19 protein-coding genes and 1 tRNA gene are annotated in these 21,322 nt (G+C 70.0%); 13 read left to right on the forward strand and 7 right to left on the reverse strand.

Annotated elements, in window-relative coordinates:
• The first annotated feature begins 17 nt into the window (after positions 1-17).
• The gene (locus BLW09_RS05240) at positions 18-1,649 is read left to right on the forward strand and encodes an acyl-CoA dehydrogenase family protein (RefSeq protein ID WP_089909370.1); all 1,632 of its coding nucleotides are present in this window, start codon (positions 18-20) and stop codon (positions 1,647-1,649) included.
• Positions 1,650-1,742: 93 nt separating this feature from the next.
• Here BLW09_RS05240 and BLW09_RS05245 read toward each other — a convergent pair whose 3' ends face one another.
• Positions 1,743-4,241, reverse strand: a complete 2,499-nt coding sequence (locus tag BLW09_RS05245; protein WP_089909373.1) for a glycosyltransferase — start codon at positions 4,239-4,241, stop codon at positions 1,743-1,745.
• 267 nt (positions 4,242-4,508) lie between these two features.
• Between BLW09_RS05245 and BLW09_RS05250 the strand changes: the two genes are divergently transcribed.
• From BLW09_RS05250 to BLW09_RS05270, 5 genes are read left to right on the forward strand one after another with little or no spacing between them, the layout of a single operon-like run.
• The gene (locus BLW09_RS05250) at positions 4,509-4,691 is read left to right on the forward strand and encodes a hypothetical protein (protein WP_089909376.1); all 183 of its coding nucleotides are present in this window, start codon (positions 4,509-4,511) and stop codon (positions 4,689-4,691) included.
• On the forward strand, positions 4,688-5,296 hold the full coding sequence (locus BLW09_RS05255; protein ID WP_089909380.1) for a hypothetical protein: 609 nt from the start codon (positions 4,688-4,690) through the stop codon (positions 5,294-5,296). The genes BLW09_RS05250 and BLW09_RS05255 overlap by 4 nt, the downstream gene beginning before the upstream one ends.
• A gap of 8 nt (positions 5,297-5,304) precedes the next feature.
• Positions 5,305-6,387: a peptidoglycan-binding domain-containing protein gene (locus BLW09_RS05260; RefSeq protein ID WP_089909383.1), complete on the forward strand. Its 1,083-nt coding sequence runs from the start codon at positions 5,305-5,307 to the stop codon at positions 6,385-6,387.
• Positions 6,387-7,007, forward strand: coding sequence for an ATP-binding cassette domain-containing protein (locus BLW09_RS05265; RefSeq protein ID WP_089909386.1), 621 nt, complete (start codon positions 6,387-6,389; stop codon positions 7,005-7,007). Before BLW09_RS05260 ends, BLW09_RS05265 begins: the two co-directional genes overlap by 1 nt.
• Positions 7,004-8,104: a hypothetical protein gene (locus tag BLW09_RS05270; protein ID WP_089909390.1), complete on the forward strand. Its 1,101-nt coding sequence runs from the start codon at positions 7,004-7,006 to the stop codon at positions 8,102-8,104. The genes BLW09_RS05265 and BLW09_RS05270 overlap by 4 nt, the downstream gene beginning before the upstream one ends.
• A 39-nt stretch (positions 8,105-8,143) precedes the next feature.
• Here the strand turns inward: BLW09_RS05270 and BLW09_RS05275 are convergent, their stop codons facing one another.
• A complete protein-coding gene (locus BLW09_RS05275; protein ID WP_089909394.1) occupies positions 8,144-8,647 on the reverse strand; it encodes a MarR family winged helix-turn-helix transcriptional regulator in 504 nt (167 codons plus the stop codon).
• A gap of 67 nt (positions 8,648-8,714) precedes the next feature.
• On the opposite strand from BLW09_RS05275, the gene BLW09_RS05280 reads away from it, so the two are divergent.
• From BLW09_RS05280 to BLW09_RS05290, 3 genes are all read left to right on the forward strand, one after another.
• A tRNA-Gln gene (locus BLW09_RS05280) sits at positions 8,715-8,786 on the forward strand.
• 30 nt (positions 8,787-8,816) lie between these two features.
• On the forward strand, positions 8,817-10,259 hold the full coding sequence (gene glmU, locus BLW09_RS05285) for a bifunctional UDP-N-acetylglucosamine diphosphorylase/glucosamine-1-phosphate N-acetyltransferase GlmU (RefSeq protein ID WP_089909397.1): 1,443 nt from the start codon (positions 8,817-8,819) through the stop codon (positions 10,257-10,259).
• Positions 10,260-11,237, forward strand: coding sequence for a ribose-phosphate diphosphokinase (locus BLW09_RS05290; protein WP_089909400.1), 978 nt, complete (start codon positions 10,260-10,262; stop codon positions 11,235-11,237).
• On the opposite strand, the gene BLW09_RS05295 is transcribed toward BLW09_RS05290, so the two are convergent.
• Positions 11,194-12,537, reverse strand: coding sequence for a glycosyltransferase (locus BLW09_RS05295; protein ID WP_089909403.1), 1,344 nt, complete (start codon positions 12,535-12,537; stop codon positions 11,194-11,196). The genes BLW09_RS05290 and BLW09_RS05295 overlap by 44 nt on opposite strands.
• A 73-nt stretch (positions 12,538-12,610) precedes the next feature.
• On the opposite strand from BLW09_RS05295, the gene BLW09_RS05300 reads away from it, so the two are divergent.
• On the forward strand, positions 12,611-13,276 hold the full coding sequence (locus BLW09_RS05300; protein WP_089909406.1) for a TetR/AcrR family transcriptional regulator: 666 nt from the start codon (positions 12,611-12,613) through the stop codon (positions 13,274-13,276).
• 133 nt (positions 13,277-13,409) lie between these two features.
• Here BLW09_RS05300 and BLW09_RS05305 read toward each other — a convergent pair whose 3' ends face one another.
• The 4 genes from BLW09_RS05305 to BLW09_RS05320 form a co-directional block, all read right to left on the reverse strand.
• Positions 13,410-13,760: a hypothetical protein gene (locus BLW09_RS05305; RefSeq protein ID WP_089909409.1), complete on the reverse strand. Its 351-nt coding sequence runs from the start codon at positions 13,758-13,760 to the stop codon at positions 13,410-13,412.
• A gap of 111 nt (positions 13,761-13,871) precedes the next feature.
• Positions 13,872-15,281: an NADP-dependent phosphogluconate dehydrogenase gene (gndA, locus tag BLW09_RS05310; RefSeq protein WP_231947205.1), complete on the reverse strand. Its 1,410-nt coding sequence runs from the start codon at positions 15,279-15,281 to the stop codon at positions 13,872-13,874.
• 173 nt (positions 15,282-15,454) lie between these two features.
• Entirely contained in the window at positions 15,455-16,870 is a 1,416-nt protein-coding gene (gene uxaC / locus BLW09_RS05315) for a glucuronate isomerase (RefSeq protein WP_089909415.1), read from the reverse strand.
• Positions 16,867-17,928: a LacI family DNA-binding transcriptional regulator gene (locus BLW09_RS05320; protein WP_089909418.1), complete on the reverse strand. Its 1,062-nt coding sequence runs from the start codon at positions 17,926-17,928 to the stop codon at positions 16,867-16,869. Before BLW09_RS05320 ends, uxaC begins: the two co-directional genes overlap by 4 nt.
• A 134-nt stretch (positions 17,929-18,062) precedes the next feature.
• On the opposite strand from BLW09_RS05320, the gene BLW09_RS05325 reads away from it, so the two are divergent.
• Genes BLW09_RS05325 through BLW09_RS05335 form a run of 3 tightly spaced genes read left to right on the forward strand, consistent with a single transcriptional unit; the run spans position 18,063 to position 21,315 of the window.
• Entirely contained in the window at positions 18,063-19,424 is a 1,362-nt protein-coding gene (locus tag BLW09_RS05325; RefSeq protein ID WP_231947078.1) for an ABC transporter substrate-binding protein, read from the forward strand.
• Between the two features lie 8 nt (positions 19,425-19,432).
• Positions 19,433-20,446, forward strand: coding sequence for a carbohydrate ABC transporter permease (locus BLW09_RS05330; protein ID WP_089909423.1), 1,014 nt, complete (start codon positions 19,433-19,435; stop codon positions 20,444-20,446).
• On the forward strand, positions 20,443-21,315 hold the full coding sequence (locus BLW09_RS05335; RefSeq protein ID WP_089909426.1) for a carbohydrate ABC transporter permease: 873 nt from the start codon (positions 20,443-20,445) through the stop codon (positions 21,313-21,315). The genes BLW09_RS05330 and BLW09_RS05335 overlap by 4 nt, the downstream gene beginning before the upstream one ends.
• Positions 21,316-21,322: the final 7 nt, after the last annotated feature.

Genomic DNA, 21,322 nt, shown 5'->3' on the forward strand with positions numbered 1-21,322 from the left:
GGAGCTAGACTCCCGGCATGGTCACCCACACCGTCGTGAACCAGGCCCCACCGCGCGTCGACGTGGACGAGTTCGCGGCGAACCTGCCGCTCCGGGAAGGGGTGGAGCGGTACGACGCCGGCTGGGCCGTCCCGTCGCTCGGCGCGATCGGCCGGCTGGTCGGATCCGCCGCGTTCCAGCGGGATGCCGAGCTCGCCAACCGGCACGAGCCGGAGCTCCGCGCCTTCGACCGCTGGGGCGACCGCATCGACGAGGTCGAGTACGACGACGGCTACCACCGGGTGATCGCCGCGGCGGTCGCTGCCGGCGCCCACACGTCCGCGTGGGCCGACCCCCGCCCGGGCGCGAACGTCGCCCGGGCCGCCGCCTTCCTCCAGTTCGCGCAGGTCGAGCCCGGCCACGCCTGCCCGGTGTCGATGACCCACGCGGCGGTGCCCGCGCTCGCCGCGTCGGAGAGCCTCTCCGACGAGTGGCTGCCGCGGCTGCTCAGCCGCGACTACGACGGACGGCTGGTGGCGGGCAAGACGTCCGCGCTGTTCGGGATGGCCATGACCGAGAAGCAGGGCGGATCGGATGTGCGGGCCAACACCACGCGCGCGCTCGCCGACGGCGACGGGCGCTGGCTGCTCACCGGTCACAAGTGGTTCTGCTCCGCGCCGATGTCGGACGCCTTCCTCGTGCTCGCCCAGACCGCGAACGGGCTCTCCTGCTTCCTCGTGCCGCGCGTGCTGGACGACGGCCTGCGCAACGTCTTCCTCATCCAGCGGCTGAAGGACAAGCTGGGCAACCGCTCCAACGCGTCGAGCGAGGTCGAGTTCGACGACACGGTCGGGTACCTGCTGGGGGAGGAAGGCCGCGGGGTGCGCACGATCCTCGAGATGGTGAACCGCACGCGTCTCGACTGCGTCTACGGCAGTGCTGCGGGGATGCGGCAGGCGGTCGCGGAGGCCGCCTGGCATGTCCGGCACCGCGCGGCGTTCGGCCGGCGGCTGATCGACCAGCCGGCGATGACGGCGGTGCTCGCCGACCTGGCGCTGGAGTCGGAGGCGGCGACGGCCGTCTCGCTGCGGCTGGCGCGCGCCCACGACACGGACGCTCCGGAGGGGGATGTCGCGCTGCGCCGGCTCGCCACGGCCGTCACCAAGTACTGGGTCTGCAAGCGCGGGCCTGGGCACGCGTACGAGGCTCTGGAGTGCCTCGGCGGCAACGGCTACACCGAGGCGTTCCCGCTGGCCCGGCGGTATCGGGAGCAGCCGGTAATGGCGATCTGGGAGGGTTCCGGCAACGTCATCGCGCTGGATGTGCTGCGTGCGCTCCGGCGTGAGCCGGCGGCGTCGGAGGCGTTCGACGCCGAGCTCGCCGCCGCGCGCGGCGTGTACCGGACGTTCGACGGGCACCACGACCGGCTGCGCGCACGGCTTGCGGGCGCTGCGGCGCCCGCGTCCGACGATCCCGCGTCGGCCGAGGCGGCGGTGCGTCCGCTCGTCGCCGCTCTCGCGGTCGCGCTGCAGGCGTCGCTGCTCATCCGCACAGCGCCTGCGGCCGTCGCCGACGCCTTCGTGGCGGCGCGCCTCGGCCCCGATCGAGGAGCCCTCTACGGCGAGCTCCCCGCGGGCCTCGACCTCGCCGCCCTCACCGCCCGCGCCTGACCCCGCCCCGCCGTCGAGTCCGCGATTCCTTACCGCGACACGCCGCTCGAGCGGTCAGAAATCGCGGACTCGACGGCGGGGCGGGGGCGCGGGTCAGGCGGCGGGGGCGCCGATCGCGCGGTAGAACTCGGCGACGGCCTTGCGGTTGTAGGCGTGGTAGTCGAAGCGGCTGTCCGGAACGTCGCCACGGAGGAAGGCGCGCATCCCCTCGGCGACGCCGTCCACCGACTGCGGGACGATCATCCCGCTCCCCGGCGGGAGGGCGTTCTTGGCCGAGGCGAACTCGACGGTCACGATCGGCAGCTGCAGCACCAGCGCCTCCAGCAGGACCATCGGCTGGCCCTCGTAGTCGCTCGACAACACGAAGCAGTCGGCCTTCGCCATGATCGCGTGCGGATTGCGCTGCATCCCGGTCAGGAACACCGAGCCCTCGAGACCCAGCTCGGCGACCAGACCCTCGAGCTGACCGGCCAGCGGACCCGATCCGACGATGACGAGGCGGGTCCGCGGATTGTCCGCGTGCACCGCGGCGAAGGCCCGGATGAGGCGCGCCTGGTTCTTCTCCGGCGACAGCCGGCCCACGTTGACGAACGTCGTGACGTCGTCGTCCGCGAGCAGCAGCTCGGCCCAGTCCGGGATGCTCCCGGTCTCCTCGTCGAAGGTCAGCTCGTGCAGATCGGCGGCCGCGTTCTCCAGGATGTGCTCGGCATCGACGGTGTTCAGCGCCGACACGAACTTCTCCGGCGCGGCGTACTCGGCGAGGGAGTCCCGGTTGATCTCGGAGAGCGTGGGGGAGACGGAGACCAGGTGGTCGTACTGGCTGTACAGCGTGAAGATCTGCGTGAGGCTGTGCAGCATCCGCTTCTCGCCGTTGACCTCGCGGTGCGCGTCGGACGCCAGGTCGTTGTGCAGCCAGATCGCGCGCTGGGCGTCCGGGGAGTGCAGCAGCAGGGTCGCCCAGAACGGCCCGTACCCGGAGAAGTCGACGACGTAGTCGAACCGGCTCTCGCCGAAGCAGCGGTACCACTCGTCGTCCCACAGTCGGTTCTGGGCCGGGATGTCGGCGTGCTGCGCGATCCGCCCGCGGCGGAAGTCGAGGTGCCGGGCGGCGTGGAGCAGCTTCGTCCCGTTCATCCCGCCGACCCGGGGGAACTGCCGGACAGCGGGATGGATCTGCCGCTGCTTGGCGACGACGACCCGCGACCGGCTCTGCGCGAAGAACGCGGAGACGTCGTACCGCTCGTGATCGATGTTGTTGAGCAGGTTCAGGGCGGACGTCGTGATGCCGTTGGGGCGCATCCCGCCGAGGTACAGCAGGATCTTCTGCCGTCCGTCGTCGGCGAGGTCGGTGCGCAGGCGGTACCCGTCGCGCACGCCGCGGAACACGATGTCGACGACCCGGCGCGAGGCGCCGCCGTCCTCGTACGGGGTGAACCGGCGCTGCATGTCGAGGTAGCGCTCCCGCGACTCGGCGGGGATGGCGTCGCCCGCCTCGGCGATCGCGTGCAGCGCGTCGCCGACCTCCCGGGCGGAGAGCAGCACGGGGCCGGGCCACTCCTCCGGCTCGAAGTACAGCCCGCGGGTGCCCGCGTAGTCGGCGAGGTCGGGCGTGAAGAACACGATCGGCCGGCCGGTCTGCAGGAAGTCGAAGAAGATGCTGGAGTAGTCGGAGATGAGGATGTCGCTGGCGCCCAGCACCAGGTTGGTCGGGATCTCGTTGGGGACGAGCATCCGCTTCAGCTCGGGACGGTGCGCCGCCAGGGCGTGCACCGTCTGGTGCGTCTTCAGCAGCACGGCGTAGCGGCTGGTGTCGATGCGCTCCTCGATCTGCGCGATGTGCGCGAGCAGCGCGTCGAGGTCGTCCTCGGGGCGGCCGAAGGTCTGCCCCTTCCACGTCGGCGCGTAGAGCACGATCTTCCTGTCGCCCACTGGGATCCCGGCCGCGATGAGCCGCTGCCGGACTGTCTCGCGCCCGGCGTCGTCGAGGAACTGCCGGTCGATGCGCGGGTAGCCCTCCTCGACCAGGGTGCCGCGGTAGACGCCCGTCAGCTTGTAGCCGGTCTCGTACATCTGCTCGGACATGAACGGGTTCGCCGAGAGCAGGTAGTCGGCCTGCACGAAGTTGCGGACGATGTTCGCCGTGGCGAGCGCGCCGTCCTCGATGTCGTAGCCCATCCGCTTCAGCGGCGTGCCGTGCCAGGTGTTGAGGTAGACCTGGCCGGGACGCTTCGAGAAGTCCGGCGGGAAGGTCGCGTTGTTGACGAGGTACTGGCTCGTCGCGAGCGCACGGTAGTAGGCGGCGGACCCGTAGCGCACGAAGCTCACCCGGTCGTCTCCGGCGAACTCCTGGACGGCGGCGCGGTACTGGGTCAGGTCGGACAGCGCCCAGATGTGGGTGAGGTGAGCGAGGTCGGGGCTGGCGAGCAGCTCGCGGAAGATCGCCTCGGGGTTGTCGAGCATCCCGTTGCCGGAGAACGATTCGTAGAAGACCGACCCCTGCACGATCGGCTGCCGACGCCAGTGGGCGTGGATCTCGTAGCGCGCGGCGCGCTTGACCCGAGAGGGAAGTCGCTTCAGTCGGGAGAGTCTCATCGCGCCCGAGTTTATGAGAGCGGGATAACAGTCTGCTGGGAGCAGCTCCTGTCGTTTGCGCTGCGCGAATTACTTGCATTGGATAATGCAGACATATGCATATTCATATCTGTGTTCCTATGCTTAGAGGAAGGGGCTCGAACGGAGTGACTGCACGATGAAAGGGAGCATGAGATGCGAAAAATTCTTACGAGCGTGGGAGTTGCTGCGGCCGTAATCGGATTGGTCGTCGGCACCGCAGGGCCAGCGAGCGCGCTGGGACCGCATGTGACCCTGAGCGTGTCGCAGGCGTACCACCACCCGGATTCGTACGGCAGAGTTCAGCACTACAACAAGTTCAGCAACGGCAAGTACACCTACGGGTCGTGGGCGCCGAAAGGTACCTACTCCAAACAGGCCGCCTGCTACACGGGCGTCGTGGCATACAACTACAACTTCAAGGCGTCATGACGTCACGGATTCTCAGAGTCGCGGGCGCGGCGGTTGCGATCGTTGCGACCGTCGCGCTTACGGCGTGTTCCCCGTCCGCGAACGTCCAGGATCGTCCCGCGGCCGCTTCGTCGTCTTTCCAGGGCGAGGTGCCAGAGTTCACGGGCCCGTGGGCCGCCGAGTTCGCTGAGGCCTATCGGTCGACGACGAGCGAGGTGGTGCACAAGATCCTCGCCAAGGGGTCGATCACGGACCAGGACTACGCCTCGGTGTCGAGCCAGTTCGTGACGTGTATGAAGGACAAGGGGTTCGCGGTTGAGATCACCGGCCCCTACGGCGAATCGACGGTCAGCGGCGACGGTGACATCAATGCGGGAGCGAACGCGTGCAATGACGACATGGCGGTGATCTCCGCCCTGCGCTTCAGTACGACTCGAAACCCGCAGCACCTCGATGAGAACACGATCATGGTTGCGTGTCTGCACAAGAAGAAGCTGGTGCCCCCCAGCTACAGCACCAAAGACTATGAGGCGGACCTGCAGACCCAGAAGTTCCCCTTCAGCGTCGACTCGGCCGACTTCCTAGCGTGCACCGGCGACCCGCTGGGCCTCTCGGCGGGGAAGTGAACCGTATCATGCCACGGCTCTCCGCCCCGCTGCTTGTCGTCGGGGCGTTCGCGGTCCTCTCGCTCGGGACTGTAGCGGGTGCTGTGCTGGTCCCCACTGCCGCGCCGCAGAGTATCGCATCGACGGTGCGACCGACCTCGGTGCAAGCGACCGAGATCACGACGACGGATGAACAGACGGCGACACTGCGGGTGACCGCACGGCCGGCACAGAAGCTCTCGAGCCGGGCGGCGGGCACCATCACCGCAGACGACTGCCAGCCCGGCGGCACCGTAGCGTCGGGGAGCTCTGGGCCCACTGTGAACGACGCCGTGCTCGTCCACTTGGCTACCTCGCAGCCGCTGTGGCGGGACCTGAGCGTGGGGGACACCGGAGCAGACGTCCGGTCACTTCAGGCCGAACTCTCGCGCCTCGGCCAGCCGGTCGAGGTCGACGGACGATTCGGCGCGGGCACGCTGAGAGCGGTGAGCCGGATGGCCGAGACCGCCGGCGCGTCCGACGCACGGTCGTGGAGCACTCTTCCCTTCGCCCGGTTCATCTGGCTCCCCGCGGCCTCGGTCGTGATCGCGTCGTGCGACACTGGCATGGGTCAGGAGGTCGCGGCGCAGGGGCCCGTCGCAACGCTTCCGCAGGGGGTGTCCGATGCGGTACTGACTCCGTTGCCGGACGATGTCATGGCTGGAGACCGGGTCGTCGTTGCCGACGGTCTCACCATCCCCGTCGACGCCGCAGGCAGGATCACCTCCGCGGCCGACCTCGAACGTTTGGCTGCGTCGCAGGCGTACCTGCGATATCGGGGATCGAGCTCCGATTCGGGCCCGAACGGGAGCGAGGCGGCGGGGCCCGACGGATCGGCGTCGAAGCCGGGGATGTCCGTTCAGTACCGCTTGGCTCAGCCGACGACGGTTTTCAGCGTTCCCGCGGCTGCCGTTTACGCGACGACCGGGAGCACGGGGTGTGTCGTCGACGAGGGACATGCCAGAGCTGTGACAATCGTCGGCTCTCAGCTCGGCGAGACCTTCGTCGTCCCCCGTGACGGCTCACGGATCGGCTCGATCAGCCTCGACACCCGGAAGGCGCCTCGCTGCTGATGCCTGTCGACGATGCCCCGCAGGTCGTGGCGGCCGGGCTCGGCCACCGCTTCACCGATGGGCCCTGGCTCTTCAGCGAACTCGACCTCGCTCTGCGGCCGAATCGGACCTACGCTCTCGTGGGACCATCCGGGTCGGGGAAAAGCACACTGCTGAGCATCCTGGCCGGGTGGGTCGAGCCCGCGACAGGCAGTCTCCGGCGGGACGGCATCGACTCGATCGCCTGGGTCTTCCAGAACCCGCTCGGTGTGGCCCGCCGCACCGCTGAGGACCACGTGGCTCTCCCGCTGCTGGCCCGGGGCCATTCACACCGCAGTGCACGGGTCGAGGCGCGCACGATGCTCGCGCGAGTCGGACTGTCTCACGTCGCTTCGGCGCCCTTCGCGAATCTGTCCGGTGGAGAAGCCCAGCGGCTCATGCTCGCCCGAGGGCTCGCATCTCGACCGGACATGCTTCTCGTCGATGAACCGACGGCCCAGCTCGACACGACAACAGCGGAAGACGTGAACCGCGCCATCGCCGCGAGTGCCGGTCACGGGAGCATCGTGGTGATCGCCACCCACGATCGACGCACGAGGGATGCGTGCACCGACGTCATCGAGTTGGGGAGGAGCGCGTGAGGATACGGATCGCGCTGACGGAAGCCGCGCTCAACGTCGCCTCGGGAACGACGCGCGTCGCCCTTTACGCGATCATAGCGGCCGCCGTGGTGACCGTGCTGGCCGGTGCGGACGTGCTGACCGTCGGACGAATCGGCGACGACGCCGCTCGCTACCGGGAAAGCGGAGGCTCGACGCTGATCTACCGGATGGCGGGCGCCATCAACGGCGAGGCCTGTGACAGCCTCACGGAGCTCGCCGGAGTGAACGCTTCCGGGGCGATCCGCCACGCGGGGAGTGATCTGGCCCCGGCCACCTTGCCCGCTCAGCGGATCCCCGCCTTCGAGATCTCGCCAGGCTTCTCCCGGTTCACCTCCCTCGGGGATCCGCGGCCCGGCCAGGGCGTGCTCATCTCCGAAGACGTGGCGCACACCCTCGGAATCTCCGCTGGATCGCATCTCGCGCTCCGCAACGGGTACGCGCGGGTCGGCGGGCTCTTCGCCTACCCGTCCGACGGCAGGCTGCCGGGCTACGGCTACTCGGTTCTGGCACCCGCCGACACGCGCGCCGCCTTCGACGAGTGCTGGGTCGAAGCGTGGCCGGCTGGAGGCGACGTGGTCAGCACACTTCCTGTGGTGCTCCTGCCGGGGGCACAGGGCGTTGCGGGCGAGGAGTCCGGGCCCGCCGCTGTCGGCCCGCAATTGCTTCAGCTCAACGCCTCCCACGGGACGCAGTTCGACGGCGGTTCACTGTTCGATCAACGCCTGACGCGCTTCGCCCCCGCAGTGGCAGCCGTGGTCATCCTGGGTCTCGGCTTCGCGGCAACGACGCGCCGACGGCTCGAATTGGCCGCGGCCCGTCATGCTGGTGTGCTGCCGGGTGCGCAGCTGCTGCAACAGGCGGCGGAGTGCGTCGCCTGGGCGGTGGGAGGCTGCATTCTGGCCCTCCCGGGGCTGACCGGTCTGATCCTCGCTCAGACGGCGACGGATCCGACATCCCTCTCCGGTCTGGCTGGGAAGACCCTCGCGGTGGTGGCACCTGCCGCGATTCTGGGCACCCTGGCAGCCACGCTCTGCGTTCGCGAACGCCATCTGTTCCGGTACTTCAAGGCGCGGTGATCGGCGGTTCCTGCCTCGCTGCAGTCTGCCCGGAGCCGCTCACGCCTCGGCGTCGAACCCCAGGCTCAGCTTGCGGAGGAGGCCGGCGAGGCGTTCCGCGTCGGCCGCGGACAGGCCGTCGAGGAGGTCGGCCTCCGCATCCACCAGACGGGTGATGGCCGCATCCACCCGGGTGAGCCCCTGCGCCGTCATCTGAACCAGGATGCCGCGGCCGTCGTTGGGGTCGGTGCGGCGCTCGACCAGGCCGCGGGCGACCAGCCGGTCGATGCGGTTCGTCATGGTGCCGGACGACACGAGCGTCTGCTGCAGCAGCGACTTCGGGCTCAGCTGGTACGGCGCGCCCGCACGTCGGAGAGCGGCGAGCACGTCGAATTCCCAGGAGTCGAGGTCGGAGCGCTCGAACGCTCCCCGGCGTGCGCGGTCGAGGTGCCGGGAGAGCCGGTCGACCCGCGAGAGCACCTGGAGGGGGGCGAAGTCGAGGTCCGGACGCTCGCGCAGCCAGGCGTCCACGATGCGGTCCACCTCGTCGCGTGCGTCGGCCATCCCCCCATGCTATTGGGGGTTCGTCCTGGGTGCGTCTGGCAGACTGTCCTGTGCGCGAAACGCGCGTTCCGCCTTGGTGTAATGGCAGCACGACAGCCTTTGGAGCTGTGAGGTCCAGGTTCGAGTCCTGGAGGCGGAGCGACCGACCGCCCGACCCCCTGGAGGGACATTGACCGACCAGAATCTCGCCATCGTCGTTCTCGCGGCGGGGCAGGGCACGCGGATGAAGTCCGCCACTCCCAAGCTGCTGCACCCGCTGGGTGGCATCCCGATCGTCTCCCACGTGCTGGCGACCGCGCGCGAGCTCGACGCCGCGCACGTGATCGCCGTCGTGCGACACGAGCGCGACCGCCTCGCCGAGGTGATCGCGGCCGACCTGCCGGAGGCGGTGATCGTCGACCAGGACGAGGTGCCGGGCACCGGACGCGCCGTCGAGCTGGCGGTCGAGGCGCTGCCGGCCGACTTCGCCGGCGACGTGCTCGTCGTGAACGGCGACGTTCCGCTGCTCGACGCCGGAACGCTGCGGGAGCTCATCGAGCGGCACCGTGCGGGCGAGGCGGCGGCGACCATCCTCTCGTCGTTCCCGGCCGACGCGACCGGGTACGGGCGCATCGTGCGCACCCCGCAGGGCCACCTCGACCGCATCGTCGAGCACAAGGACGCGACGGAGGCCGAGCGCTCGATCGGCGAGATCAACGCCGGCATCTACCTGTTCGGGCTCGGCGCGCTGCGCGACAAGCTGGCGCTCGTCTCCACCGACAACGCCCAGGGCGAGAAGTACCTGACGGACGTGATCGGGCTGCTCCGCGAGGCCGGCTTCGACGTGGATGCGCTCCCGGTCGCCGAGTCGTGGCTGGTCGAGGGCATCAACGACCGCGCCCAGCTGAGCGACGCGGCGGCGAAGTTGAACGCGCTCATCGTGCGCACCTGGCAGCTCGCCGGCGTGACCGTGCAGGATCCGGCGACGACGTGGATCGACGTCAAGGCCAAGCTCGCGCCCGACGTCACCGTCCTCCCCGGCACGCAGCTCCGCGGCGCCACCGTCGTCGAGACGGGCGCGACCGTCGGACCGGACACGACGCTGACCGACACCGAGGTCGGCGAGGGCGCGACGGTCACCCGCACGGACGCGACACTCGCGGTCATCGGCGCCGGCGCGACGGTCGGCCCGTTCTCCTACCTCCGGCCCGGCACCGTGCTCGGTGCGCGCGGCAAGATCGGCACCTTCAGCGAGACCAAGAACGCGGTCATCGGCGAGGGCACGAAGCTGGCGCACTTCAACTACGTGGGGGACGCCGAGGTGGGCGAGAAGGGCAACCTCGGCGCCGGCGTCATCACCGCGAACTACGACGGAGTGAACAAGCACCGCACGGTCATCGGCTCCCATGTGCGCATCAGCACGAACACCGTGCTGGTCGCGCCGGTTAGGATGGGTGACGGAGCGTACACAGGGGCGGGCACGGTCGTCCGCAAGGACGTCCCCGCCGGAGCCCTCGCCATCACCGTCGCTCCTCAACGCAATATCGAAGGCTGGGTCGCGGAGAAGCGGCCGGGCACGGACGCCGACAGAGCGGCTCGCGAGAGCGACGCGTCGGAAGAGAGCGGAGCGTAAGTGTCAGGGATCACCGCGACCGGCCAGAAAAGACTCGTCCTCATCTCCGGTCGCGCGCATCCTCAGCTCGCCCAGGAGATCGCCGAATGCCTCGGCAGCGAGCTCATCCCGACCGACGCGCGCACCTTCGCCAACGGCGAGATCTACGCGCGCTTCGATGAGAGCGTCCGCGGGTCGGATGCCTTCGTCATCCAGTCGCACACGTCGCCCATCAACGAGTGGCTCATGGAGCAGCTCATCATGGTGGATGCGCTGAAGCGCGCCTCGGCGAAGCGCATCACCGTGGTGGCGCCGTTCTATCCGTACGCCCGCCAGGACAAGAAGGGCCGCGGCCGCGAGCCGATCTCCGCCCGTCTCGTCGCCGACCTGTTCAAGGCCGCCGGCGCGGACCGCATCATGTCCGTCGACCTGCACGCCGCGCAGATCCAGGGCTTCTTCGACGGACCCGTCGACCACCTGTTCGCCATGCCCGTGCTGCTCGAGCACATGCGCCGGGAGCTCGACCCGTCGACGCTGACGGTCGTGTCGCCCGACATGGGCCGCGTCCGCGTCGCCGACATCTGGAGCGACAAGCTCGGCGCGCCGCTGGCGATCATCCACAAGCGACGCGACCCGCTGGTCCCGAACCAGGTCTCGGTGCACGAGATCGTCGGCGACGTCAACGGTCGCGTCTGCCTGCTCGTCGACGACCTGATCGACACCGGCCGCACCATCGTGAAGGCCGCCGAGGCGCTCAAGGAGGCCGGCGCAACGGGCGTCGTCGTGGCGGCGACGCACGCGGTGTTCAGCGACCCGGCCGTCGAGCTGCTGCAGAGCGAGGCGATCGACTCGGTCGTGGTGACCGACACGCTGCCCCTGCCGGAGCACAAGCGCTGGGAGGGCCTGACGGTCCTGCCGATCGCTCCGCTGCTCGCCAGCGCGATCCGCGAGGTCTTCACCGACGGTTCGGTGACGTCGATGTTCGACGGGGCCGCGTAACACCGGTTTCGCCGACGGTCTCGACCACGGCGCGTTCCAGGCCGTCGAGCCCGGACGCCGCACGGATCGCGAGACCGATCGCTGCGCTGCGCTGCGCGTAGGCGGGGTGGTCCAGCACGGTCCGGACCGCCCGGGCGATCGCGTCCGGCTGCGGACGGTTGGTGGGCAGCTTCACCCCGACTCCCGACCAGGCGACGCGTGCCGACACTTCCGTCTTGTCCTCCGTCGTGCCCGCGACGACGACGGGAACGCCGTGCTCCATGGCGTAGTGGATGCCGCCGTACCCGCCGTTCGTGACGTAGACGGCGGTGCGCGGCAGCAGCCGGTCGTACGGCAGATAGGTCGCGACCCGGGCGTTGCGCGGCAGGTCGGAGCCCAGCTCGGTCACGGGCCGTCCGCCGGTGCTCGCCACCACCCACACGTCCTGGTCCGCGAGCGCGTGGATGGTGGGGAGGATGAGGTCGCCGGCCTCACGGTTGGCCACGGTGCCCTGGGTGACGTGGACGACCGGGCGTCCGTCGTCCAGATCGCTCCACCAGGCCGGCAGCGGCGTGTCGGAGGGCTGCGTGCGCGACACGGGTCCGACGAAGTGGACGGGCACGCGGGCGTCCGCGCGGGGGTATTCGAACTCGGGGACGGTGAACTGGACGACGCCGTCCGCGTGGGACGGCCAGTCGAGGACGAAGCCGTTCAGTCCCGTCCCGGCCTCCTGGGCCACCCGTTCCGCGGCCCGCTGCACGGGCGCGAACACGATCTTCTCGGCGACGGCGGTGAGTGCGGCGTTCCGGACCCGGCCGAGCGCGCCCGGCCATGGCGGCACGCCGAGCCCGAACGGTGCGGTGTCGCGGCTCTTGACGCCGAGCGGCACGATGCCGAGGTTGAGCAGCGCCGGGCGGTTCGCCCGCGGGCGGCCCGCGAGCAGCGCGGCCCCGAGGAAGAGGCTCTCGGCGAGCACGACGTCGATGCACCGGTCGTGGATGATCGCATCCATCGCCGCCAGCTGCGTCCGCGCCGGCCGCAGGAAGATCTCGGTCATGTCCCAGCGGATGCCCGCCGGTCCGGTCAGACCGACCCGCCCGGGGAACGCAGCATCGATGTCGGAGTCGTCGTAGTCGGCCTCGGCCGGGAGGCGGAGCGCGGACGCACCGGTCGCTGCTGCGCGCTCCAGGTACCGCGCACCGGTGAGGAAGTGGACGCGATGACCCCGGTCGACCAGCGCGCGGCTGACGGCGAGGAGGGGCGTGACGTGTCCGTGCACGGGCGTGCTGCAGAGAAGGATGTCGAGCGATCGGGCGTTCATGGTGCTGGTCCTCGTTTCGGGTAGAGTCGAATAAACGTCAACAGTATTCACTACACGCGAAAGGTAGTCAATAGTGGCCGGCACGCGACCGTACCGTTCGACCCTCCGGCAGGAGCACGCGCAGCAGACGCGGCGCCGCATCCTGGAGGCCGCCGCGGAGGTGTTCTCGGCGCGCGGCTACGCCAGTGCATCCCTCGCGGACATCGCGTCCGCCGCGGGCGTCTCGGTCGAGAGCGTCAAGGTGCACGGACCGAAGCGGGCGCTGCTTCTCGCCGCTTTCGAGCTGAGCTTCGGCGGCGAGGCGGGGGAGTCGTCGCTCACCGAGCGTCCCGAGATCGCGGCGATCGCCGCGCTCGATGACCCGCAGGAGATGCTCGAGCGGCTGGTCCCGTTCATCGCCGCCGCCAACGCACGGACCGCGGGCCTCTGGGCGACGTTCACCGCTGCGTCGCGTGACGACGAGGCGGTTCGCGCCGCGTACACGGAGCTCCTCGGTCGCCGGCACGCTGACTACCTGGCGATGGTGGGTCTCCTCGGAGAGCGCGGGATCACCTCCATCGCGGCTCTCTCGCCCGCCGGGCGTCGTGAGCTCGCCGACGCGCTCTCGTTCGTCATGTCGCCTGAAGGCCACCAGCAGCTCGTCGGCGAGAGCGGATGGGGCTTCGAGCGCTACTCGACCTGGGTGCTCGCGACAGTGCGCACGCTCCTCACGGAAGCCGGTGCGGCGTCGACGGGATGAGGCCCGGTGGCCACCTCGCCTCGCACACCTCCGAGCGCGAACGGAGGAGATGCGCGTGCCGGCCCCGGCATGTCGCCACGAACGGAGGATGTGGCGGTTGGCCGCAGCCGGGGAACGCCTCCGTTCGTGACGCCTACGGGAGCTGGTGCGGCGTCGACGGGATGAGGCCGAGCGGCGCCACCCAGGTCGCGTCCCCCTCGGTGTTGAGCGCGTAGCACTGCCAGCCCGGGCCGACCGGCCCGGCGAACTCGAACCGCGCGGACGAGCCCTGCGCCTCCGGCTGGTAGTGGCGGGCGTACACCGAGCAGGTGTATTCGGCCGTCTGCGTCTGGATGCTGATCGTGAGCAGGATGCCGGGCAGCAGCAGTGCGCTCAGCGCGACGACGACGAAGACCCGGCTGGCGACCGTCATCGTCCGCCCGCGGAGCGGTCGCTCCCCGAGGGGCTCGTACTCCGCGAGTTCCGGATGGTCGTCGTACGTCACCCTCCCATCCTCCCTCGCTCCCGCCGTCGAGTACACAAAAATTGCACGCCGATCGTGGGATCGGCGTGCAATTTTTGCGGACTCGACGGCGGGCGGGAGCCGCGACGAGGGTCAGTGGGTGGAGGGCTCGGTCTCGATCTCGGTGCGGTCGCCGGACCACAGGGTGTGGAAGACGCCGTCCTTGTCGACCCGCTTGTAGGTGTGCGCGCCGAAGAAGTCGCGCTGGCCCTGCACGAGGGCGGCCGGGAGGCGCTTCGAGGCGAGCGAGTCGTAGTACGACAGCGCCGAGCCGAAGCCGGGCACCGGGACGCCGGAGAGCGCAGCGGTGGCGACGATGCGACGCCAGGCGGCCTCGCCCTCGCGCACCGCGTCGGCGAAGTACGGCGCCTCGAGCAGCGTCGCGATGTCGGGGTTCTCGTCGTACGCGTCCGCGATGCGGTTGAGGAACTGCGCGCGGATGATGCAGCCGCCGCGCCAGATCTTGGCGATCTTGTCCTTGTGGATGTCCCAGCCGTACTTCTCGGCGCCGGCGATGATCGCGTCGAAGCCCTGCGCGTACGCGACGACCTTCGAGGCGTACAGCGCCTTCGACACGTCGTCGGCGAACGCCTGGACGTCCTCCGCCTTCTGCACGTCCGGCCGCGACTGGATGGTCGCCTGCACCGCCGCGCGCTGGGCCGGCTTCGACGAGACGGCGCGGGCGAAGACGGCCTCCGCGATGCCGCCGACCGGGACGCCGAGGTCGAGCGCGTTCTGCACGGTCCAGACGCCGGTGCCCTTGGATCCCGCCTGGTCGAGGACGATGTCGATGAACGGCTTGCCGGTCTCCGCATCCACCTGGCGCAGCACCTCGGCGGTGATCTCGATCAGGTACGACTCCAGGTAGCCCTTGTTCCACTCGGCGAACACGTCCGCGATCTGGGCCGGCTCCAGGCCGCCGATGGTGCGGAGCAGGTCGTACGCCTCGGCGATGAGCTGCATGTCGGCGTACTCGATGCCGTTGTGGATCATCTTCACGAAGTGTCCGGCGCCGTCGGTGCCGACGTGGGTCACGCACGGCTCGCCCTCGGCGACCGCGGCGATGGACTCGAGGATGGGTCCGAGCGTCTTGTACGACTCCACCGAGCCGCCCGGCATGATCGACGGGCCGTTCAGTGCGCCCTCCTCACCGCCGGAGATGCCGGCGCCCACGAAGTGGATGCCGGTGGGCGCGATGCGCTTCTCGCGCTCGATGGTGTCGTGGAAGTTCGCGTTGCCGCCGTCGACGATGATGTCGCCCGGCTCGAACCGCTCGACCAGCTGGTCGATGACCGCGTCGGTGCCCTTCCCCGCCTGCACCATGATGATCGCGGTGCGCGGCTTCGACAGCGAGGCGACGAAGTCGTCGATCTCCTCGGAGCCGACGAAGCCGGCCTCGGGGTGCGCGTTCATCAGGTCTTCGGTCCGCGTGTACGTGCGGTTGTACACGGCGACGGTGTTGCCCTCGCGCGATGCGAGGTTGCGGGCCAGGTTCGACCCCATCACCGCCAGACCGACGACGCCGATGTTGGCGGTTGCTTCCTGTGACACGTAGTGCTCCTTCGTATAGCCGCGACGGACGAGGGCCGTCCGCCACGACGGGGATGTAGTCGGGGGTCAGCTCTCCCGCGGGTGGCAAGAATCGAGCAGTCCCTCCAGCGTAGCGCGACGCCCGGTCAGCCGAGCCGGAACGTGGTCCGCGGGATGTCGTCCACCAGCCGGCGGGCGAGCGCGACGGCGTCCTCCTCGCTCACCCGGTGTTCGGCGACCAGCATGGCGAGGTAGGACGCATCCACCCGCCGCGACATGTCGTGCCGGGCCGGGATGGAGCAGAAGGCACGCGTGTCGTCGATGAACCCGCTGGTCTTGGTGAAGCCGGCGCTGTCGGTGACCGCCCGCCGGTAGCGCAGGATGGCGTCCGGTGTGTCGATGAACCACCACGGCGCCCCCGCGTACACGGAAGGGTAGAAGCCGGCCAGCGGGCCGATCTCGCGCGAGAACGTCGTCTCGTCGACCGTGAACAGCACGAGCCGGAAGGTGGGATGCGTCCCGAAGTCGCGCAGGATGGGCGTGAGCGGCCGGGTGAACGCGCCGACGGCGGGGAGGTCGTGGCCGGTGTCCGGTCCGTACGCGTCGAAGGTGGGTCGGTGGTGGTTGCGGAGCACGCCGGGGTGCAGCTGCATGACCAGGCCGTCCTCGGCGGAGAGCTCGGCGAGCCGGTAGAGCAGGTTGCGGCGGTAGGCTGCCGCCTCGCCGGCGGTGAGCGTTCCCTCGAGCGCCGCCCGGTGGATGCGCGACGCCTCGGCCTCGTCGAGCGGATCGCTGCCGGCGTCGATCACGCCGGTGTCGGTCGCCGTCCCTCCCGCCTCCGCGAACGCCCGGCGGCGGCGGCGCAGCGCCTCCAGCAGCCCGGGGTACGTCGTGGTGTCGACGTCGGCGACGGCGCCGAGCCGCTCCAGCCGCGCCGCCCATCCGGGTTCGTCGGGGTGCATGTACCGGTCGGCGCGGAAGGTCGGGATGACGCGGCCGCGGAAGGTCGCGTCGGCGGCGAGCCGGTGGTGCGCGGCCAGGTCGTCGGCCGGGTCGTCCGTGGTCGCGAGCACCTCGATGCGGAAGCGCTCGAACAGCGCCCGTGGCCGGAACGCCGGGTCGGCGAGCGTCGCGCTCAGCTGGTCGTAGAGCGCGTCGGCGGTGGCGGGGGACGGCTGCTCGGTGAGGCCGAAGACCTCGCTGAACTCCGTCTCGAACCAGAGCCGGACGGGCGTGCCGAGGAAGACGTCCCAGTGCTCGCAGAGCCGCCGCCAGATCGCGCGCCCGTCGGCCGTGGACGGTCGGCCGTCGCGGGCGAGCCCGAGCTCGTCGAGGGGCACGCCGACAGCGTGCAGCATGCGTGTGACGTAGTGGTCGGGCGTGATGAGGAGGGCCGCCGGGTCCGGGAACGGCTCGTCGTCGGCGAGCATGCGCGCATCCACGTGTCCGTGCGGCGACAGGATCGGCGCCGTCGCCACCTCGGCGTACAGGCGCCGGGCGATGTCGCGCACGCCCGGGTCGGCGGGGAACAGGCGGTCGGGATGCGGCGCGAGGGCGGTCATGCGGTCGGGACTCCGTTCGTGGTCGGTGCGGTCGGTGCGGTCCGGGGTGCTGGTCCGGTGGAGTCGCGGACGGTCAGGTGCGTCGGGAGCGTGACCGCCTGACGCGCCATCGGCGCCGGCCCGCCGTCGAGACGGGACAGGAGCATGGCGACCGCGGTCCGGCCCGCCTGCTCGATCGGCGCGGTGAGCGTCGTGAGGGGAGGGTTGCAGAAGTCGGCGCCGAAGATGTCGTCGCAGCCGACGATGCTCAGGTCGTCCGGGATGCGGACGCCGCGCTCGCGGAAGCGCGGGAGCATCCCGATCGCGAGCAGGTCGTTGAAGGCGATGCAGGCGGTGACGCGCGAGTGGAGGACCGCATCGGCCGCCGCCGCCCCCGCATACTGCCTCGGCGCGAACGGCCCGAGGCGGACCGCCTCGACGCCGTAGTGCTCGGCGGCGCGGACCAGTGCGCGCCAGCGGCCCTCGTTCGGCCACGAGGTGGCGGGCCCCGCCGCGTACGCGATGCGGCGGTGGCCGAGCGAGACGAGGTGGCCGACGGCCTGCTCGATCGCGCTCGGGGTGTCGATGAACACGCTCGGAACGCCCCGGGTCTGCCGGTTCACGGCGACGAGCGGGATCTCCTTGGCGAGGGCCGTCAGCCGCCGGTCGGTGAGCCGGGAGGCGGCGAGGATGGCGCCGTCGAAGGAGCGCCGGAGCTTGTGCAGCGTCCCGTCCTCCAGCTCGTCCGACTCCTCGGTGTCCACGAGCAGCTGCGTGTAGCCTGCGGCCTTCAGCTGGTGCTGGGTGCCCCGGATGATGCCGAAGTAGAACGGGTTCGTCACGTCCGAGACGAGCACGGCGATGGCGCGGGTCCGTCCGCTCGTCAGCGCGCGGGCCTGCGAGTTCGGCACGTAGTTGAGCTCGCGTGCGGCGCGCTCGATGCGCTCGCGCGTGAGGACGTTCACGCGGCCCGGGTTGGAGAGCGCCCGCGAGACCGTGGAGGTGGCGACGCCGCTGAGCGCTGCGACGTCCGCCAGGGTCGCTGGGCGGTCGTTCCCCGCACCGGTGAGAGGGCTCATGCCGATATCAGAGCACACGATGGCAAATTCTGGCAATCGCTTGCAGTCCGATTTGCCTCGCTCTTAGAGTCGCAGCCATCCTCCCCGGCCCCACCGGGTCGAGGCCACGATCCCTGCTCAAAGGAGAGTCACGAATGAGATCACGTCTTGCGCTCGGCGCGGTGGCGGCCCTCGCGGCCGCAACCATCGCGCTCACCGGATGCTCCGGCTCCGGTTCCTCTTCCTCGTCGTCCGCGGGTGGGAAGGTCGACGGCACCGGGAAGACCCTCGATGTCATGATCGCGGCCAACGCGCTCTATCCCACCCAGCAGCAGAAATGGTTCTCCGACGTCTCGGCCCAGTTCCAGAAGGAGACGGGGGCGACCGTGAAGTTCGAGACGTTCGCGTCGGCGAACGACGAGCTCACGAAGATCCAGACGTCGGTGCTGAGCGGCCAGGGGCCCGACATCTACGACCTCGGCACCACGTTCACACCGACCGCGTACTCCACGGGCGCGTTCGTCAAGCTGACGAAGGACGACTGGGAGAAGGTCGGAGGCCGCGACCGATTCGTCCCGGCGACGCTCGGCATCTCCGGTCCGAGCGCATCCGACGAGGTCGGCATCCCGTTCCTCAGCCGCCCGTTCGTCCTGGCGTACAACACCGAGCTGCTGAAGGCCGCGGGCATCGACAAGCCCGCCACCACCTGGGACGGCCTGGCCGCGCAGGCGAAGAAGCTCACCAGCGGCGACGTGCACGGCATGGCCGTCGCCTACGCGGACAGCTTCGACCCGTGGAAGTTCGTCTGGGCGATGTCGATGCAGCAGGGCAACACCCTGCTCGACCTGAAGTCGAAGAAGGCGACCATCGACGACGCCGCCGTGAAGAAGGCGTACCAGACGTACTTCGGATGGCTGACCGAGGACAAGGTGGTCGACCCGTCCGCGATCGGCTGGAAGAACGCGCAGGCCGTCGCCGCCTTCGCCGCGGGGAAGGCCGCCTTCCTCCCGATGGTCTCCTCGTCGTCGCAGGTGTCGCTCGACGCGTCGCCGGTCGCCGGGAAGTACGCGTACGCCGTCATGCCGACCGTCCCGCCCGGGGCGTCGAAGCTGCCCGGCGACGGCAAGGCCGCCGCCACGATCATCTCGGGCGACAACATGGTCGTCGCGAAGTACTCGAAGAACCAGGACCTCGCCTTCGCGCTCATCAAGATGCTGACGAGCGAGGAGAACCAGGTCGCGTACACGAAGACGTTCGGCGACCTGCCGACGAACGCCGCAGCCGCCAAGCGGATCGAGGAAGGCAACCAGTTGCTCGGCCCCATCCTCGACGCCGGGACGAAGGCCTACGGGACGCCGTTCTCCGGCGCCTGGGGCGACACCCAGCTGGCGCTCGTGAACGTGGTGGTGCAGTCCATCCCGGCCCTGTCGTCCGGTGGTGTGTCGTCGTCCGACCTGCAGTCCCGGCTGAAGGCCGCGCAAGCCACCGCGCAGGCCGCGCTCAGCAAGGCGAAGTAGTCAGACCGATGTCGAATCCCACCATCGCCGCGCCGCAGGGCACGGCGCCGGCCGACGGCTCGCCCGCGGGACGCGCTCCCGCGGGTGGCCGCCCCGGCTCCGCCCGCCCGGGCTCCGCCCGCAGCGCCCGCCGCCGCGGCCTCGAACGACGCAACCGCCCGCTCTGGATGCTGCTCCCCGGCGGCATCCTGATGCTGGTCGTCATCGTCGTCCCGCTGATCGTGGCCGTCGTGATGTCGACCCTCGACCTCGACCAGTACACGCTGCAGAGCTGGCTCCAGGCGCCGTTCGTCGGACTCGGCAACTACGTGGAGGCGGTCGCGTCGTCGCCCCTGCTGCGCTCGATCGGCATCAGCGTCTCGTTCGCGGTCATCGCCGCGGTCGTCACCCTGCCGATCGGCCTGGCGGCGGCGCTCGCCACGCAGAACCGCTTCCGCGGCCGTGCCCTGGTGCGCTCGCTGTTCCTCATCCCGTACGTGCTTCCTGCGTTCGTCGTCGGCACGCTGTGGCGCACGATGCTGCAGCCGGGCGGTGTGGTGGACAGCATGCTCGGCGCGGTCGGTGCGCATCCGGGGCTCTGGCTGAACGGGCCGCTCAGCTACTGGTCGCTGATCATCGTGCAGCTCTGGACGTCGTGGCCGTTCTTCTACCTGCTGGTCGTCGCCGGCCTCCAGAGCGTCGACCCGGAGGTGCACGAGGCTGCGGCGATCGACGGCGCGACCTGGTGGATCAAGCTCCGCTACGTGATCCTGCCCTACCTGCGCGGCTCGATCCTGCTCGCGCTCATCATCGCGTTCCTGCACAACATCAACGCCTTCACCCTGCCGTTCGTGCTGTTCGGCGTCCCGGCGCCGCAGGACGTCGACGTCCTGCCCGTGCTCACCTACACCACGAGCTTCCAGAGCTTCCGGTTCGGCCTGAGCGCGGCCATGGCGATCTGCTCGCTCGTGCTGATCGCCATCCCGCTGTTCGTGTACCTGCGGGCCGTGAGGCTCGACTCCGGAGAGGAGGCGCAGCGATGACCGTCGTCCGCTCGAGTGCCGACGTGCACCGCCTGCTCCCGCGCTGGCTGATCGTCACGATCATCACCGTGCTGCTCGTGATCGTGCTCGGCCCGGTGCTCTACATGCTGTTCGCGTCGGTGAACGCGGATGTGTCGGTCGCGGCCGGCGCGTTCCTCCCGACCGAGCTGCACCTCGACAACTACCTGAAGGTGTGGACGACCGTCGACCTCGGCACAGGGCTCGCCAACAGCGTCCTGATCTGCGGCGCCGTCGCGATCGTGTGCGCGTTCCTCGCCGTGGCCACCGCGTACGTTCTCGTCCGGTACGAGTTCCGCGGGCGGCTGTCGTTCCTCCGGGCGCTGCTCGGCCTGCAGTCCATCCCCGGCACGCTGATGCTGCTCCCGGTGTTCGTACTGTTCTCGTCGACCGCGTCGCTGCTGGGCGTGCAGATCATCGGGACGCGCTGGGCGGTGTTCATCACCTACCTCACCTTCGCCCTGCCGTTCTCGACCTGGGTCATGGTGACCTACCTGCGTGGACTGCCCAAGGCGCTGGAGGAGGCGGCCCGCATCGACGGAGCGTCGTCGTGGCGCATCCTCACCGGCATCGTCGTGCCGCTCAGCTGGCCGGGGATCGTCGTCTCCGGCATCTTCGCCTTCCTGCTCGGCTGGAACGACGTGCTGTTCGCGTCGGTGCTGACGAACCCCGAGACGCGGACGGCGGCGGTGGCGCTGCAGGTGTTCGGGGCGACGCAGGAGGGCGGCGCGGTGCCGCTGTACGGCCAGATGATGGCCGCATCCCTGATCTGCGCACTGCCGGTGGTGGTGCTGTACCTCGTCTTCCAGCGGTACCTGGTGGGCGGATTGACATCCGGAGGAGTGAAGTGACCAGTGA

The organism is Leifsonia sp. 21MFCrub1.1 (assembly GCF_900107895.1).
Classification (GTDB): Bacteria; Actinomycetota; Actinomycetes; order Actinomycetales; family Microbacteriaceae; genus Leifsonia; species Leifsonia soli.